The organism is Yoonia sp. (assembly GCF_965660735.1).
Lineage (GTDB): Bacteria > Pseudomonadota > Alphaproteobacteria > Rhodobacterales > Rhodobacteraceae > Yoonia.
In genome coordinates this window covers 22,397-38,428 of the sequence record NZ_CBFIBD010000001.1, presented here as the reverse complement: position 1 = coordinate 38,428, position 16,032 = coordinate 22,397, and the positions used below count along the sequence as shown (strand labels likewise).

Here is a 16,032-nt window from a genome sequence, read left to right as displayed (position 1 = left end):
GAAACCCATGCTCTGGTCCTTGATTAAAATCCTGGCTTTCGTCGCGGCCATCATCGCGCTGACCTACGGCGGCACGATCCTGATGGATCTTGACGGTGGATTGACGGTGAATACCGGCATTGATGAATTCACGCTGGAACCGATCGAGGTGGTGTTCGGGCTGGTTGCCTTTGTCGTTGCGGTCTGGCTGGGGCTGAAAATTCTGGCGTTTCTGGTTGCGGCGTTCAAATTTCTGAACGGCGACGAAACCGCGATTTCGCGTTATTTTGACCGCAACCGCGAACGCAAGGGATACGAGGCGCTGGCCGAGGGGATGATGGCACTTGCCTCGGGAGAGGGGCATCTGGCCATGACCAAGGCCGCACGCGCGGAAAAATATCTGCAACAGCCACGGCTGACAAACCTGTTGACCGCTCAGGCCGCAGAACTGACAGGTGACCGCCAAAAGGCTGAAGATACCTATAAAAAACTGCTTGAGGACAGCCAGACCCGATTTGTCGGGGTGCGCGGCATCATGAAACAAAAACTGGCCAGTGGCGACACAGACACAGCATTGAAGTTGGCGGAAAAGGCGTTTGCGCTGAAACCCAAGCATGAAGAGACGCAGGATGTGTTGCTGCGCCTGCAAGCAGAGAAATCCGACTGGGTCGGTGCGCGCAAGACACTGAATACCAAGCTGAAAACAGGTACGCTGCCGCGCGATGTCTACAAACGCCGCGACGCTGTTCTGGCCCTGTCAGAGGCGCGCGACATCATCGACGACGGCAAGACAATCGAAGCCCGCGAAGCCGCGATCGAGGCGAACCGCTTGTCACCCGACCTGATCCCTGCGGCGGTCATGGCCGCGCGAAGCTACATGGCTGATGGGAATGCCCGCTATGCGACACGCGTGTTGACCAAGGCGTGGAACGCGCACCCCCACCCCGATCTTGCGGCTGCATTCGCGGAAATCGTGGCAGATGAAACACCGCAAGCCCGGCTGAAACGGTTCCATGCGCTGGTGAAAGCCATCCCCGATCATCCCGAAACCAAGATGCTGCTAGCTGAATTGCACATCGCCGCCGAGGAATTCCCCGAAGCCAAGCGCGCGCTGGGCGATCTGGTGGAAAAAGATCCGACCGCGCGTGCGCTGACCCTGATGGCGGCCATTGAACGGGGCAGCGGCGCAGATGACAGCGTGGTGCGCGGCTGGCTGACGCGCGCGCTGACTGCCCCGCGCGGCCCACAATGGGTTTGCGACAACTGCCATACGGTGCATGCCACCTGGGCTCCGACCTGTAGTAATTGCCATGCATTCGACACGCTGTCATGGAAAAGACCCCCCGAAAGCGAGGTGGCAATGCCCGCCGGAACCGAAATGCTGCCGTTGATCGTCGGTCGTGACAAGGAAACCAACCTGCCCGCCACGACCGAGGTCGTCGAGGCAGAAGTGATGAATGGTGACGGCAATCAGAAACCGACTGAGGGTTAGTGTTTCCGCGCTGGCGCACTCCCCTTTCCAAACCCCTGAATTTCCGCTATGGCCCATCCATCTTGAGAGCCCGGCGCCCGCATTCCAGCGCCTGACAAAGAAGATACCGGAATGAGGGGGAATACGCCCCCTACGCAAAAGGCCGTGCAGGCCAACTAGGAAAACATGATGTTTAACGAAGTCAAAAAATCAATTCAGTGGGGGCAGGATACGCTTACGCTGGAAACGGGCAAGGTTGCCCGTCAGGCCGATGGGTCCGTCATTGCCACGCTGGGCGAAACCAGCGTCATGGCCAACGTGACCTTCGCCAAGGTGCAAAAGCCCGGACAGGATTTCTTTCCCCTGACCGTGCATTATCAGGAAAGATATTATGCCGCCGGCAAGGTTCCCGGTGGTTTTTTCAAGCGCGAAGCGCGCCCCACTGAAAAAGAAACGCTGACCGCACGTCTGATTGACCGTCCGATCCGCCCGCTGTTCGTCCCCGGCTTCAAGAACGAAGTACTGGTGATGTGCACCGTGCTGTCGCATGATATGGTCAATGACCCCGACATGGTTGCGATGATTGCCGCATCCGCTGCGCTGACTATTTCGGGCGCCCCATTCATGGGCCCGATTGCCGGTTGCCGCGTGGGTTTCGTGGATGGCGAATACATCCTGAACCCCGAAATCGACGACATGCACAACCTGCGCATGAACCCCGAGCAGCGTCTGGATCTGGTCGTCGCCGGCACCAAAGACGCCGTGATGATGGTGGAATCCGAAGCCTATGAATTGTCAGAGGCTGAAATGCTGGGTGCCGTGACATTCGCGCACGAACAGATCCAGCCGGTCATTGACCTGATCATTGACCTGGCCGAATCAAGCGCAAAAGAGCCGTTCCAGTTCGAAGCCCCCGATTATTCCGACCTTTATCAGGCCGTGAAAGCCGCTGGCGAAGACAAGATGCGTGCCGCTTATGCGATTACCGACAAGCAGGAACGCACCTCTGCCGTTGCTGCTGCCAAGGCCGATATTATCGCCGCCCTGACCGAAGATCAGCAGGCCGACGCCAACCTTGGCCCGGCCATGAAAAAGCTGGAATCGTCCGTTCTGCGCGGTGACGTGGTCAAGAACGGCCGCCGCATCGACGGACGTGCTCTGGACCAGATCCGGCCTATCGTGTCGGAAACCGGTATTCTGCCACGGACCCACGGCTCGGCCCTGTTCACCCGCGGTGAAACGCAAGGTCTGGTCGTGACAACACTGGGTACCGGCGACGATGAACAGATGATCGACGCGCTGACCGGCATGTATAAATCGAACTTCATGCTGCACTATAACTTCCCCCCCTATTCGGTGGGCGAAGCTGGGCGCGTGGGCCCTCCGGGTCGTCGTGAAATCGGTCACGGCAAGCTGGCATGGCGTGCGTTGCAGGCTGTTTTGCCAGCGGCAACCGATTTTCCCTACACCATCCGTGTCGTGTCCGAGATCACGGAATCAAACGGCTCTTCTTCCATGGCTTCCGTCTGCGGTGGTTCGCTGTCGATGATGGACGCCGGTGTGCCGCTGAAGGCACCTGTTGCCGGTGTGGCCATGGGTCTGGTGATGGAAGATGATGGGTCTTATGCCGTGCTGTCCGACATCCTTGGTGACGAAGACCACCTTGGCGACATGGACTTCAAGGTTGCAGGCACCGAAAACGGGATCACATCCCTGCAGATGGACATCAAGATCGCGGGCATCACGCCTGAAATCATGTCCAAGGCATTGGATCAGGCCAAGGCTGGCCGTCTGCATATCCTGAACGAGATGGGCAAAGCCCTGACCGGCGCACAGGAATTCAGCGTGCACGCGCCCAAGATCGAAACGATGCAGATCCCTGTCGACAAGATCCGTGAAGTGATCGGGTCCGGCGGCAAGGTCATCCGCGAGATCGTGGAAACATCGGGTGCCAAGGTCGATATCAACGACGACGGCGTGATCAAGCTGGCATCCAACGACGCCGATGCGATCAAGCGTGCCTATGACATGATCCATTCGATCGTGGCCGAACCCGAAGAGGGCGTGATCTACAAAGGGACAGTTGTGAAACTGGTCGACTTTGGTGCTTTCGTGAACTTCTTTGGCAAGCGCGACGGACTGGTCCACGTGTCACAGATCGAAAACAAGCGCCTGAACCATCCTTCCGACGTGCTGAAGGAAGGCCAGGAAGTCTGGGTCAAACTGTTGGGCTTTGATGACCGCGGCAAGGTCCGCCTGGCCATGAAGATGGTCGATCAGGAAACCGGCAAAGAAATCGCAAAAGAAGACGCCGCCGAATAAGCGTAGTTTTCTGATATCTTTCAGGGCAAGAAATGTGTCCTGACATCAAGACACCCAGCCGGATCGGCTGGGTGTTTTTGTTTCTGCGCGGTCAACTGAAAACCCTTACTGTTCTTACGTCTGTCGGATCGCCCATTAACCCAACCTCAATGAATGATTGGCATGCTGATTCAGGCTACTAACTGCTGCATCAGGTAGCCGCGCCATCTGTTCAAAATGCAAAAAGGGGGAAACTGACATGGGGAAACTTCATTGGCTGCTGGCGGCACTGGCGACAGGTGCTGGTACGGGCGCGACTGCGCAAGATGCGGGGCTTGGGCTGACAAACTTTGGCGCTGCCGTGCAGGGTGAAATATACATGCAGCCAAACCTGAATGCGCGCGCGGTGTTGATGGGTGGCTATGACGACACCAAAACCTTTACCCAGGAAAATTACACAATCGACGGCACGCTCGCATTGGGCGGACTCGCGGCGCTGGCCGACTATTATCCATTGGCCGGATCATGGCGGGTGTCCGGCGGTGTCTTCTTTTCCAATTCCGAACTGGCGGGCAATTTCACCAGTGCAACCAGCGCTGATTTCACCGGAAAACTGGTATTGAAGAATGATGTTGCACCGATTGTGACAACGGGATTCAAAAACAATCTGACCGATAACATCTCTATCTATAGCGATTTCGGCGTTGTTATTTCATCGCTTGAGGCATCATCGGACAGTGTGGACCCGACTGTGCAGGCCGATATCGCCGCGCTGAACAATGATTTGTCGGATTTGCCTGTGGTGCCTTTTGTCGGCGTGGGGGTCACGTTCGGCTTTTGATTGCAAGAACAGAAACCGAAAAGGCCCCGCAGAGTGCGAGGCCTTTCGGGTTCTGGCAGGTATCTCAGCCGGACAGCTTTGTCGTCCGCAGATAGGGAAAGTGGGTGGTAAACGCGCCATATTTCGCCTTGGCGTCAGCATCACTGACCGATGTCGGAATGACCACATCGTCACCGACATTCCAGTTCGCAGGTGTCGCGACATTTTCCCCTGCGGCGGTCTGTAACGCATCCAGTGCGCGCAACACTTCGGCAAAGTTGCGGCCCACGTTCATGGGGTATGTCATCGACAATTTCAGTTTCTTGTCGGGCCCGACAATGAAAACAACCCGCACTGTCGCACTGTCCGCAGGCGTGCGACCATCGGGCAGATAGGCATCGGCGGGCAGCATGTCGAACGCCTTGGCAACGGTCAGATCTTCATCTGCGATGATCGGGAAACCGGCCTTGGCGTGGGCAAAGGTTTCGATGTCACCTTTCCATTTCTTATGGTCTTCCACGCCGTCGACGCTGATCCCCATCACCTTGGTCCCGCGCTTTTCCCATTCATCGGCCAGCTGCGCGACAGCCCCGAATTCAGTGGTGCAGACGGGGGTGAAATCCTTGGGGTGGGAAAACAGGATCGCCCAGCTATCGCCGATCCAGTCATGCAGGGAAATCGTGCCGTGATCCGTTTCGACGGTCAGGTCGGGGATCGTGTCGTTGATGCGCAGGCCCATATTGGATGCTCCTTCTTTGCTGTTTCAAAACAGGATATAAGAATTAGATCACAGGAATGCTACCGTGCCTTGCGCCAGATCAGGGTCGGTGCGACACCTTGTCGGGACAATAAGGGAGCAGGCACATGATCCAGAAACGAGACTTTTATATCAACGGGGCGTGGGTCGCCCCCGCGAAACCGCGCGACCATCTTGTGGTTGACCCGTCAACCGAAGAGGCCTGCGCCGTCATTTCACTGGGCGATCAGGCTGACACAGATGCGGCGGTTGCCGCCGCCAGCGCGGCCCTGCCTGCGTGGTCTGCAACCTCTCCTGAAAAGCGGGCGGACTATGTCAAGGGCATCCTTGCCCAATACGAGGCCCGCAAGGAAGAAATGGCGCAGGCCATCAGCATGGAAATGGGCGCTCCCATCGATATGGCCCGCGATAGTCAGGCGCCTAGCCTGCCGTGGCACCTGAAGAATTTCCTGACCGCCTTCGAGGAAATCGAATGGGTGCGCCCGCTTGGCCCCCATGCGCCAAATGACCGTATCGCACTGGACCCCATCGGCGTCGTCGGGCTGATCACGCCCTGGAACTGGCCGATGAATCAGGTCACCCTAAAGGTGATCCCTGCGCTGCTGGCCGGTTGCACCATCGTGCTGAAACCATCGGAGGAGGCGCCGCTGTCGTCGCTGTTGTTCACAGAATTTGTCCACGATGCGGGCGTCCCTGAGGGGGTGTTCAACATGGTGAATGGCGATGGCGCTGGCGTGGGTAGCCAGCTGTCGGCCCACGAAGACATCGCCATGATCAGCTTTACCGGGTCTACCCGCGCAGGCCGCGCGATTTCGTTGGCAGCGGCGGAAACGCTAAAGCGTGTGACACTGGAACTGGGCGGCAAAGGTGCGAACGTGATCTTTGCCGATGCCGACGAAAAGGCGGTCAAGCGCGGCGTGATCAGTTGCATGAACAATTCCGGCCAGTCGTGCAACGCGCCGACCCGGATGCTGGTGGAACGGTCGATCTATGATCGGGCCGTGGAAACGGCAGCCGAAGTCGCTAACAGCATCAAGGTTGGTCCCGCATCAGAGCCCGGCCGCCACATCGGCCCTGTGGTGAACAAGACCCAGTGGGACAAGATTCAAGCGATGATCGAGGTGGGGATCGAAGAAGGCGCGCGGCTGGTCGCCGGTGGCCTTGGCCTGCCGGAGGGTGTGAACCGGGGCTATTTCGTACGGCCCACCGTCTTTGCCGATGTGGATAACGATATGCGTATCGCCCGCGAAGAAATCTTTGGCCCTGTCCTGTCGATCATCCCGTTTGCGGATGAAGCGGATGCGATCCGCATCGCCAATGACACGCAATACGGTCTGACGAATTATGTGCAGTCGCAGGACGGCGCCAAACGCAACCGCATGGCGTTGGCACTGCGGTCGGGCATGGTGGAAATGAACGGCAAATCCCGCGCCGCCGGGTCGCCCTTTGGCGGGGTCAAGATGTCAGGCCGCGCCCGCGAAGGCGGCGTCTGGGGCATCGAAGAGTTTCTGGAGGTCAAGGCGATCTCTGGCTGGTCCACAGAATAACCTCATGTTCGCCAGCGCACCAATTCAGTGCGCTGGCGAATATACCGTGCGCTGGCAGATCCGATATATTTCGCCCAAGGAATAACAGGAGAGTTGCCATGATCACCCAGATCAACGGTCTGCACCACATCACATCGCTTGCCCGTGACGCCCGCGAAAACAATGCGTTTTTCACCAATGTCCTGGGTCTGCGCCGGGTCAAGAAAACCGTCAACTTTGACGCGCCCGACGTCTATCACCTGTATTACGGCGACGAGGCCGGCACACCGGGCACCGTCATGACTTATTTCCCTTTCCCACATGCCGCCCGTGGCCGTCAGGGCGTGGGCGAGGTCGGGCGCACATCCTTCAGCATTCCCACTGGCACGTCACAGGCGTGGCTGGACAGGTTGGCGACCTTTGACGTGAAAGGCGTGTCGCAGGACACCCGATTTGGCGACATACGCGTGCTGTTTGACGGGCCGGACGGTGACCTGTTTGCGCTTGTAGAAAGTGACGATGACCGCACACCCTGGACAGGCAATGGCGTCAGCGCAGATATCGGCGTGCGCGGCTTTCATTCGGCTGACATGCGTTTGCGCAGTGGGGATAGAACCGCCGAATTGTTGCAGTTCATGGGTTATGAAAAGGAAGACACCCAAGACAACGTCACCCGCTATATCGTGCCCGGCGGCAACCCGGCGAATGTAATTGATATCGAGGTGAACCCCCTGGCAAACGAGGCGCGGCCCGGTGCCGGTTCTGTCCATCACATCGCCTTTGCCGTGGAAAACCGCGCCCGCCAGCTTGAGGTGCGCGAGGCGTTGCTGGACACCGGGTATCAGGTGACGCCGGTGATCGACCGTGATTATTTCCATGCGATCTATTTTAGCACCCCCGGTGGCGTGTTGTTCGAGGTGGCAACGAATGAACCCGGTTTCGACCGGGACGAAGATACCGCCCATCTGGGTCAGGCGCTGAAACTGCCCAGCCAGCACGAACACCTGCGCGCGCGGCTCGAATCATACCTTCAACCGTTGGAGGGCTGATATGACCTATGTAGCAAAACGCACTGCAGGAACGGCGGGTGCGCCGCTGTGCCTGACTTTTCACGGCACCGGCGGATCCGAGGATCAGTTTCACGGCTTTGCCGAGCAACTCTTGCCCGGCGCACATGTCACGTCACCGCGTGGCGATGTGGCGGAACAGGGCGCGCTGCGGTATTTCCGGCGCGCCGCCGAAGGTGTCTATGATATGGCCGACCTGGCGCAGCGCAGCGCGGCGATGGCTGGTTTCATCGCGGCGGAACAAGCGACGACGACCCCCGCGCAAACCATCGGTCTGGGCTATTCCAACGGGGCAAACATCCTTGCCGCCGTTGCATTTGAAAAACCGGCGCTGGTGGATACGTTGGTGCTGATGCACCCGCTGATCCCGTGGGATCCGGTGCCGCAGCCGGGGTTGGCGGGGCGGCGTGTTCTGATCACGGCCGGTGAACGCGACCCGATCTGCCCGGCGCACCGGACACAGGCGCTGGCCGAATACCTGTCAGCACAAGGCGCGGATGTCACAACCCACTGGCACCCCGGCGGGCACGAAATTGCCCAGTCCGAGGTGGATGCCGTCGCCGCATTCCTGCGCGGCTAGAACGGACATTTCGCGGTGATCCGCATCCCCTGCCCGCCGTCGGGGTGGCGGAATTGCAGGGTTTCGGAATGCAGCATCAGGCGCGGATAATCCCGCGCGGCCCCTGTCGCATAGAACGGATCACCCAGTATCGGGTGGCCCAGCGCCAGCATATGCACCCGCAACTGATGTGACCGGCCCGTTTTTGGCATCAGCCGCACGCGGGTTTCCCCGTTTCCGCGCCGCATCACGCGCCAGTCGGTCACGGCCTGTTTGCCGTTTTCATGGTCCACCATCTGCCGGGGGCGGTTGGGCCAGTCAACGATCAGTGGCAGATCGACGGTGCCGGTCTTGTCCGTCATATCCCCCCACACACGCGCGACATAGGTTTTGCGCGTCTGGCGTTTCTCAAACTGCAACCCCAGATGGCGCTGGGCATGGGGCGTCAGCGCGAAAACCATGACGCCGGATGTATCGCGGTCCAGCCGGTGCACCAGCAGCGCGGTGGGAAATACCGCCTGCACACGGGTCAGCAGGCAATCGGCCAGATCCGGCCCCTTGCCGGGAACAGACAGCAGGCCGCTGGGCTTGTCGACCAGCACCACCTGATGATCGTCGTGCAGAAAAACCAGCGGGTCTGTGGGCGGGCAATAGGTCAACCGTAATCCCGTTCGCCGAATATCGCCGACCCCACGCGGATATGCGTGGCACCCTGCGCGATGGCGCGTTCGAAATCGCTGCTCATTCCCATCGACAGGCCGGACAATCCGTTGCGGGCTGCGATTTTGGCCAGCAGCGCGAAATGCAAGCTGGGTTCTTCGTCTACCGGGGGGATGCACATCAGCCCGACCAATGGCAGATCAAGCGCGCGCACCTGCGCGATAAACGCATCCGCATCCGCTGGCAGCACGCCCGCCTTTTGCGGCTCTTCGCCGGTGTTCACCTGAATGAACAGATCGGGGCAATGCCCCATCTCTTGCGCCAGTCGCGCAATCGTATTGGCCAGCTTGGGCCGGTCAACGGTATGAATCGCCTGCGCCAGTTCCATCGCCTGCCGTGCCTTGTTGGTCTGCAGCGGGCCGATCAGGTGCAGGGTGATTCCATCATAGTCCTGCCGCAGGGCGGGCCATTTGCCTGCCGCCTCTTGCACCTTGTTTTCGCCAAAGACGCGGTGCCCCTGATCCAGAACGGCGCGCACACGGTCCAGCGGTTGCACCTTGGACACGGCAATCAGGGTTACATCATCGGTGGGGCGGTCGGCGGCGGCACAGGCGGCGGCGACGCGGGCCTTTATATCGTCTAAGGGCATGAAATCATCCTGTTTTGGGCAAAAAACGCCATTTGGGCCTGAAATAGGGCGTTTGGTGGGTGATGTCATGGGGCAATCATGTGTGTGTCATAGATGCATCATTTTTTGCAGACCGACATTTCCCATGTCCATTTGGCTTGAGTGCGCGGGCCGTTCAGCGCAATTAAGCGCCAATGCTAGTCAAACTGGCATTCTTGGGAATGCAAAACTTTGCGAGGGAATAAATCCATGAAAAGCATCCTTCTTACAACAACTGCGATCGTCGCTTTTGCTGGCGCCGCAGCTGCCGAGGGCCACACTGGTGTGTCCTTCTCTGGCTCGACCGTTCTGGGCTACAACGATGACAGCGACAACGCTGCTACGCCAATTGGCGACTACTCCGGCTTCTACTGGGAAGGCAACCTTGCCGTTTCCATGTCCGCAGAGCTGGACAACGGCCTGACCGCTGGCGCATCTTTCGACACCGACTTCGTGATCCAAGATGATGTAGGCCCTGCGACAACCACTTTGGGCGAAGATCTGGCATCTGGCGGTTTCGTTCTGTCGCTGGAATCTGAAAATGCTGGCCTGTATCTGGGCGACGTGGCATTCGCTGCTGAAACACGCTGGAAATCCGCTGGCGATATGGAAGCTGACGGCTTCTCCGAAGCTGATGGCGAAACTGCACTGCGCGCAGATGCTGAATACGGCAACTTTGCCGGTTCGCTGTCCTACGTTCTGGCCGATTCTGACGGCGAAGTCGTTGGCGACAACGGCAGCGAAGATGTTGACCAACTGTCCATCGGTGTTGCAGCAGATTTCGGCATGTTCAGCATGACTGCTGCGTATCAGGAAGAAGCAAAGCCAGTTGGCGCCTATGACGGCACCAACAATAACGGTGACTTCAGCAACAAAGAAATCTTCGGTATTTCCGGTTCTGCCGCTGTTGCCGGTGCTGACATCACCGTCGCTTACGCACAGGAAAGCGCACTGGGTCTGTCGCCAGAAGAAACTTCGATCGGTGTGAAAGTTGCATATCCCTTCGGTCCCGTGACTGCGACTGCTTACTACGTTGCAGAAGAAGGCACCGACCTGCCTGACGAAGATCCAAACTATGGTATCAACGTTGCGTATTCCGACGGCCCGATCGCTGTGTCGCTTGACTACCAAGACGACCAGGGTGTGCAGAAAGTTGGTCTGGACGGTTCTTACGATGTTGGCAACGGTCTGACGATCCTTGCTGGTGTGTTTGATCAGTCCGACTCGCCAACTGCGACCGATGACGGCACCGACTCGTATGTGGCTGCTGTTTACGACATGGGCGGCGGTGCAGAACTGCTGGTGTCCTATGCCGATGCAGAATCCAATGGCGCGATTGTTGACGACGAAGTTGGCGGCCCTGACTACCAGGTCGGCACAACTGTTGCAGTGTCCTTCTCCTTCTAAGCGAAGCAGAAGTATCTGATAGCGGGGGCGGTCCTTTGGGGCCGCCCTTTGCTTTTGCATAATGGCTTGTGACCGGCCCCATGCCACGCTACACATTTGCCGATGATTATGGCCCGAGTTGCGGGGAAATGGTGTGATTGCGATGAAACGTTTCAAACGTGCGGGCCTGTTGGCCGTTCTGATCGGCGCATTGGCCGCCTGTGGCAATGCCCCGGCCCCGACGCCGCGTGGCGCGGAAAACGTGGCGGTCAACCGCTATCTTTGGGCGGCATCGCTGGATGTTCTGGGCTTTCTGCCCGTTGAAACCGCCGACCCGTTTACCGGCGTCATTGCAACCGGCTATGGCACCCCGCCCGGCAGCAACACCGCCTATCGCGCCAACATACAGGTCACCGACCCCGCGCTTGACGCGCGATCCCTGCGCGTGGCCCTGCAAACCCGTGGCGGCCCCGTTGCCACCGAAACGCAGGACGCCGTGACAGATGCCATTCTGCTGCGGGCGCGCCAGTTACGTGTGGCCGACGGCGCGCTATAGCCATTTGCGCGCCGCCCGATTATGAATTGCGCCGGGCCCATCGCCCGGCGTTTGCATTTGGAAAGACCCGACATGACCACCTATTCCCCGTCGCAGATCGAACAGAAATGGCAGCAGGCATGGGGCGATGCCGACACGTTCAAGGCCGTGCGCAGCGCCGACAAACCGAAATATTACGTGCTGGAAATGTTCCCCTATCCGTCGGGCCGCATCCACATGGGCCACGTGCGCAACTATACGATGGGTGACGTGATCGCGCGGTATAAGCTGGCGACGGGTCACAACGTGCTGCACCCGATGGGCTGGGACGCCTTTGGGATGCCCGCCGAAAACGCGGCGATGGCATCGGGCGGCCACCCCAAGGATTGGACCTATGGCAACATCGCCGACATGCGCGCCCAGATGAAACCGCTGGGCCTGTCGATTGACTGGTCCCGCGAATTCGCCACCTGCGACCCTGAATATTATGGCCAGCAGCAGGCGCTGTTCATCGACTTTCTGTCCAAGGGGCTGATTTACCGCAAGAAAGCGGTGGTGAACTGGGACCCGGTCGATATGACCGTGCTGGCCAACGAACAGGTGATCGACGGCAAGGGCTGGCGGTCCGGCGCGGATGTGGAACGCCGCGAACTGGTGCAGTGGTTTTTCAAGATCAGCGATTATTCCGAGGAATTGCTAGAGGCGATTGATACGCTGGATAACTGGCCCGCCAAGGTCAAGCTGATGCAGGCCATCTGGATCGGCAAATCGCGCGGCTTGCAGTTTGCCTTTGACCGCACCGACGGTGGCCAGATCGAGGTTTACACCACCCGCCCCGACACGTTGCTGGGCGCGTCCTTTGTGGGGATTTCCCCCGATCATCCCATCGCCAAGGAACTGGAGGCGAAGGACCCCGCCATCGCCGCGTTCTGCGCTGAATGCCGCAAGGGCGGCACCACCGCAGAAGCCATCGAAAAGGCCGAAAAGCTGGGCTATGACACCGGCCTGACCGTCCGGCATCCGCTGGGGGGTCAGCCCGATCTGCCGGTTTATATCGCGAATTTCATCCTGATGGATTACGGCACCGGCGCGATTTTCGGCTGCCCCGCCCACGACCAGCGCGACCTTGATTTTGCCCGCAAATACGGGCTGCCCGTGATCAGCACCTTTGCCCCCGTGAACGATACAGGTCAGACGATGCCAGAGGACGGCGGCGACGCCTATGTCCCGCCCAAGACCGAACCCGTGATCTATATCCGCGGTTTCGCCGGTGACACCGAACAAACAGGCGAGGCCGCGATAGATGCCGCAATCGCGTTCTGCGAAGGCCACGGCATCGGGCAGGGCGTCACCAAATACCGCCTGCGCGACTGGGGCCTGTCCCGCCAACGCTATTGGGGTTGCCCGATCCCGGTGGTGCATTGCGACGCCTGCGGCGTGGTGCCAGAGGCAAAGGAAAACCTGCCGATCGAGCTGCCCTATGAGGTGACATTCGACGTGCCCGGTAACCCGCTGGACCGTCACCCCACATGGCGCGACTGCACCTGCCCCGCCTGCGGCGCGCCTGCGCAGCGCGAAACCGACACGATGGATACGTTTGTTGATTCGTCATGGTATTACGCGCGTTTCACGTCGCCCCACGCCGACACGCCGACCAACATGGAAGACGCGGCATACTGGATGAATGTGGACCAGTATATCGGCGGCATCGAACACGCGATCCTGCACCTGCTGTATAGCCGCTTTTTCGCCCGCGCGATGAACATCACCGGCCACCTGCCCGACAAGGCGCGCGAACCCTTTGATGCGCTATTTACGCAAGGCATGGTGACGCATGAGATCTACCAGACAAGGAAGCAAGAGCACATAGAGAATAATGCCAACACAGGTGGCGGGCTTAGCGTGAAGGGATACACAGTTACTAGGTCAGTATATCATCTTCCTGAGGACATCGAATTTCGAGATGGCAGAGCGCACCTAAAGGCTACAGGTGAAGAGGTGGACATCATCCCCTCTGCCAAGATGTCGAAATCCAAGAAAAACGTCGTCGATCCTGATGACATCCTGCAAAAATATGGCGCCGATACCGCCCGCTGGTTCGTGCTGTCCGACAGCCCCCCCGAACGCGATGTGGAATGGACGGCATCGGGCGCCGAGGCGACGCACAAGCATCTGTCGCGCGTCTTTCGCGTGGCAACGGACATTGCCGCGATGGATGACGCGCCCGGCACTGGCGATGATGACCTGATTCGCGCCATGCACAAGGCCATCCATGACGTGACCATGGGGGTCGAAACATTCGGCTTTAACGCAGCGATTGCAAAACTTTACGCCTTTACCACCGTTCTGGCCAAATCAAAGGCCGGTGGCAGCGCCAAACGTGCGGCCGTCCGTGTTCTGGCGCAACTGATGTCGCCCATGACGCCGCACTTGTCCGAAGAAATCTGGACCATGCTGGGCGGTGACGGGCTGGTCGCCAACGCGCCCTGGCCCGTGGCCGACCCCGCGATGCTGGTCGAGGATACCGTGACCCTGCCGATCCAGATCAACGGCAAGCGCCGGTCGGAAATCGCCGTTGCGGCGGACGCCAGCAAGGAAACGGTTGAAGAACTGGTCATGGCGCTTGATGTTGTCCAAAAGGCCCTTGACGGGGCAGCACCCAAGAAACTGATCGTCGTTCCGGGACGGATTGTGAACATTGTCATCTAAGCGCATCAACCGCCGCACCGCCATCCTTGGGCTATTGGCCCTTGGCGGTTGCGGGTTTGTGCCGGTTTATCGCAATGGGGGCGGGCTGCGTGGGCAGATCGTCTTTGAGACATCTGACAGTGTGGCCGCGTTCCGCCTGCGTGAACAATTGGAACGGCGGCTGGGGGTGACCGAAGATGCAGTTTACCGTCTGACCGTGACCCTGAATGAACGACGCACGCCCGCGACGATCAACGCATCTGGTGACACCACACGGTTCAACGTGATCGGCATCGCCAACTGGACTCTGATCACGATCGTCAGCGGCGCAGAAGCCGCGACAGGCACGGTTGAAACATTTACCAGTTACTCTGCCACGGGATCGACAGTGGCGACACAGGCGGCATCTGGTGATGCATCGGCACGCCTGTCGGCTGCACTGGCTGACATGATCGTGGGGCGGCTGATGATTCTGTCGCCGGAGCTGGAACAGTGAAGCTGACAGGGGCTGCGGCCACGGCATATTTTCGCAAGCCTGATCCGGATCATAGCGGGCTTTTGATTTTTGGTGCTGATCCGATGCGGGTTGCGGCCAAACGGCAAGAAGTGATTGCCGCGCTGGTCGGTCCGCAGGGTGAAGAAGAAATGCGCCTGACCCGGATCAACGCCGCCGATCTGCGCAAGGATGCTGCCTTGCTGGATGATGCGATCAAGGCACAAGGGTTCTTTCCCGGTCACAGGGTTGCCTTTGTCGAAGGCGTGGCCGATGGCATGGCGGCGACGATTGGTGCGGCCCTGACCGACTGGAAACCGGGTGATGCGCAGATCGTCGTGACGGCGGGACAGCTTTCGGCGAAATCTGCCCTGCGCAAGCTGTTCGAGGGTCATCGCAACGCGGTTGCCATCGGAATCTATGACGACCCGCCGACCGTTGCCGATATTGAACATGCGTTGGCACAGGTCGGTATCACGCAGCCGGACCGCGATGTGATGGACGCACTGATGGGATTGGCGCAATCACTGGAACCGGGCGATTTTCGGCAGACTGTGGAAAAGGTCAGCCTGTATAAATACGCAGATCCCAAGCCGCTGACGGTGGCCGATGTGATGGCCAATGCCCCGCAATCCGCCGAGGTGGATGTAGATGATGTATTGGCCGTGGTATCGCGCGGGCAGGCCGATCAGCTTGGCCCGGTGCTGCGTAACCTTTATGCGCAAGGCGTTACGCCGGTGGCCCTGTGTATCGGTGCGATGCGGCATTTCCGGCGGCTGCACACGGTTGCGTCCGACCCCGGCGGCCCTGCGGCAGGTGTCGGGCGGTTGCGTCCCCCGGTGTTCGGGCCACGCCGCGACAAGATCGCCCGCGAAGCAGGGCAATGGGGGCGGGACAGGCTCGAACAGGCGCTGACGACGTTGACGGATGTGGATCTGACGCTGCGGTCGGCCAACACGGCCCCGCAGGGGGCGTTGATGGAACGCACATTGATCCGCCTTGCGATGATGGCGCGGCGCTAGGGTATCATGACGTTCGCCTAAGGCATTACATATCGCGTTCGAGCGTCTGGCAATGGCAGCGCAATGTGATTCAAGACAAAGTTGAACCGCTATGAACGGTT

The 16,032-nt window shown here is 59.3% G+C and carries 14 protein-coding genes; 11 read left to right on the top strand and 3 right to left on the bottom strand.

The window, feature by feature from the left end; all coding sequences use genetic code 11:
* The first annotated feature begins 7 nt into the window (after positions 1-7).
* The 3 genes from ACTG4B_RS00185 to ACTG4B_RS00175 all read left to right on the top strand — a co-directional run bounded on the left by ACTG4B_RS00185 (position 8) and on the right by ACTG4B_RS00175 (position 4,592).
* Positions 8-1,471: a heme biosynthesis protein HemY gene (locus ACTG4B_RS00185; RefSeq protein WP_439153644.1), complete on the top strand. Its 1,464-nt coding sequence runs from the start codon at positions 8-10 to the stop codon at positions 1,469-1,471.
* A 168-nt stretch (positions 1,472-1,639) separates the two neighbouring features.
* Positions 1,640-3,772: a polyribonucleotide nucleotidyltransferase gene (gene pnp, locus ACTG4B_RS00180; RefSeq protein WP_439153643.1), complete on the top strand. Its 2,133-nt coding sequence runs from the start codon at positions 1,640-1,642 to the stop codon at positions 3,770-3,772.
* 238 nt (positions 3,773-4,010) lie between these two features.
* The gene (locus ACTG4B_RS00175) at positions 4,011-4,592 is read left to right on the top strand and encodes a hypothetical protein (RefSeq protein WP_439153642.1); all 582 of its coding nucleotides are present in this window, start codon (positions 4,011-4,013) and stop codon (positions 4,590-4,592) included.
* A gap of 64 nt (positions 4,593-4,656) precedes the next feature.
* Here the strand turns inward: ACTG4B_RS00175 and ACTG4B_RS00170 are convergent, their stop codons facing one another.
* The gene (locus tag ACTG4B_RS00170; protein ID WP_439153641.1) at positions 4,657-5,310 is read right to left on the bottom strand and encodes a peroxiredoxin; all 654 of its coding nucleotides are present in this window, start codon (positions 5,308-5,310) and stop codon (positions 4,657-4,659) included.
* A 125-nt stretch (positions 5,311-5,435) separates the two neighbouring features.
* Between ACTG4B_RS00170 and ACTG4B_RS00165 the strand changes: the two genes are divergently transcribed.
* From ACTG4B_RS00165 to ACTG4B_RS00155, 3 genes are all read left to right on the top strand, one after another.
* On the top strand, positions 5,436-6,875 hold the full coding sequence (locus ACTG4B_RS00165; protein WP_439153640.1) for an aldehyde dehydrogenase family protein: 1,440 nt from the start codon (positions 5,436-5,438) through the stop codon (positions 6,873-6,875).
* 98 nt (positions 6,876-6,973) lie between these two features.
* Positions 6,974-7,903 (top strand): VOC family protein, encoded by a 930-nt coding sequence (locus ACTG4B_RS00160; protein WP_439153639.1) that lies wholly within the window; start codon positions 6,974-6,976, stop codon positions 7,901-7,903.
* A 1-nt stretch (position 7,904) separates the two neighbouring features.
* The gene (locus ACTG4B_RS00155) at positions 7,905-8,501 is read left to right on the top strand and encodes an alpha/beta hydrolase (RefSeq protein ID WP_439153638.1); all 597 of its coding nucleotides are present in this window, start codon (positions 7,905-7,907) and stop codon (positions 8,499-8,501) included.
* Here ACTG4B_RS00155 and ACTG4B_RS00150 read toward each other — a convergent pair.
* Positions 8,498-9,139: a pseudouridine synthase gene (locus ACTG4B_RS00150; RefSeq protein WP_439153637.1), complete on the bottom strand. Its 642-nt coding sequence runs from the start codon at positions 9,137-9,139 to the stop codon at positions 8,498-8,500. The genes ACTG4B_RS00155 and ACTG4B_RS00150 overlap by 4 nt on opposite strands.
* Entirely contained in the window at positions 9,136-9,789 is a 654-nt protein-coding gene (locus ACTG4B_RS00145; protein ID WP_439153636.1) for a YggS family pyridoxal phosphate-dependent enzyme, read from the bottom strand. Before ACTG4B_RS00145 ends, ACTG4B_RS00150 begins: the two co-directional genes overlap by 4 nt.
* A 228-nt stretch (positions 9,790-10,017) precedes the next feature.
* On the opposite strand from ACTG4B_RS00145, the gene ACTG4B_RS00140 reads away from it, so the two are divergent.
* The 5 genes from ACTG4B_RS00140 (at position 10,018) to holA (ending at position 15,931) form a co-directional block, all read left to right on the top strand.
* Positions 10,018-11,214: a porin gene (locus ACTG4B_RS00140; RefSeq protein ID WP_439153635.1), complete on the top strand. Its 1,197-nt coding sequence runs from the start codon at positions 10,018-10,020 to the stop codon at positions 11,212-11,214.
* Positions 11,215-11,356: 142 nt separating this feature from the next.
* Complete coding sequence (locus tag ACTG4B_RS00135; protein ID WP_439153634.1) at positions 11,357-11,749, top strand: DUF3576 domain-containing protein; 393 nt, start codon at positions 11,357-11,359, stop codon at positions 11,747-11,749.
* A 72-nt stretch (positions 11,750-11,821) separates the two neighbouring features.
* Positions 11,822-14,437, top strand: a complete 2,616-nt coding sequence (leuS, locus tag ACTG4B_RS00130; RefSeq protein ID WP_439153633.1) for a leucine--tRNA ligase — start codon at positions 11,822-11,824, stop codon at positions 14,435-14,437.
* A complete protein-coding gene (gene lptE, locus ACTG4B_RS00125; RefSeq protein ID WP_439153632.1) occupies positions 14,427-14,912 on the top strand; it encodes an LPS assembly lipoprotein LptE in 486 nt (161 codons plus the stop codon). The genes leuS and lptE overlap by 11 nt, the downstream gene beginning before the upstream one ends.
* Positions 14,909-15,931 (top strand): DNA polymerase III subunit delta, encoded by a 1,023-nt coding sequence (gene holA / locus ACTG4B_RS00120; protein ID WP_439153631.1) that lies wholly within the window; start codon positions 14,909-14,911, stop codon positions 15,929-15,931. Before lptE ends, holA begins: the two co-directional genes overlap by 4 nt.
* Positions 15,932-16,032 lie beyond the last annotated feature (101 nt).

What these genes read in the sequence shown, in the direction of transcription:
- ACTG4B_RS00185 (WP_439153644.1), top strand. Translation starts at nt 8, where the DNA reads ATGCTCTGGTCCTTGATTAAAATCCTGGCTTTCGTCGCGGCCATCATC.
- pnp (WP_439153643.1), top strand. Translation starts at nt 1,640, where the DNA reads ATGTTTAACGAAGTCAAAAAATCAATTCAGTGGGGGCAGGATACGCTT.
- ACTG4B_RS00175 (WP_439153642.1), top strand. Translation starts at nt 4,011, where the DNA reads ATGGGGAAACTTCATTGGCTGCTGGCGGCACTGGCGACAGGTGCTGGT.
- ACTG4B_RS00170 (WP_439153641.1), bottom strand. Translation starts at nt 5,310, where the DNA reads ATGGGCCTGCGCATCAACGACACGATCCCCGACCTGACCGTCGAAACG.
- ACTG4B_RS00165 (WP_439153640.1), top strand. Translation starts at nt 5,436, where the DNA reads ATGATCCAGAAACGAGACTTTTATATCAACGGGGCGTGGGTCGCCCCC.
- ACTG4B_RS00160 (WP_439153639.1), top strand. Translation starts at nt 6,974, where the DNA reads ATGATCACCCAGATCAACGGTCTGCACCACATCACATCGCTTGCCCGT.
- ACTG4B_RS00155 (WP_439153638.1), top strand. Translation starts at nt 7,905, where the DNA reads ATGACCTATGTAGCAAAACGCACTGCAGGAACGGCGGGTGCGCCGCTG.
- ACTG4B_RS00145 (WP_439153636.1), bottom strand. Translation starts at nt 9,789, where the DNA reads ATGCCCTTAGACGATATAAAGGCCCGCGTCGCCGCCGCCTGTGCCGCC.
- ACTG4B_RS00140 (WP_439153635.1), top strand. Translation starts at nt 10,018, where the DNA reads ATGAAAAGCATCCTTCTTACAACAACTGCGATCGTCGCTTTTGCTGGC.
- ACTG4B_RS00135 (WP_439153634.1), top strand. Translation starts at nt 11,357, where the DNA reads ATGAAACGTTTCAAACGTGCGGGCCTGTTGGCCGTTCTGATCGGCGCA.
- leuS (WP_439153633.1), top strand. Translation starts at nt 11,822, where the DNA reads ATGACCACCTATTCCCCGTCGCAGATCGAACAGAAATGGCAGCAGGCA.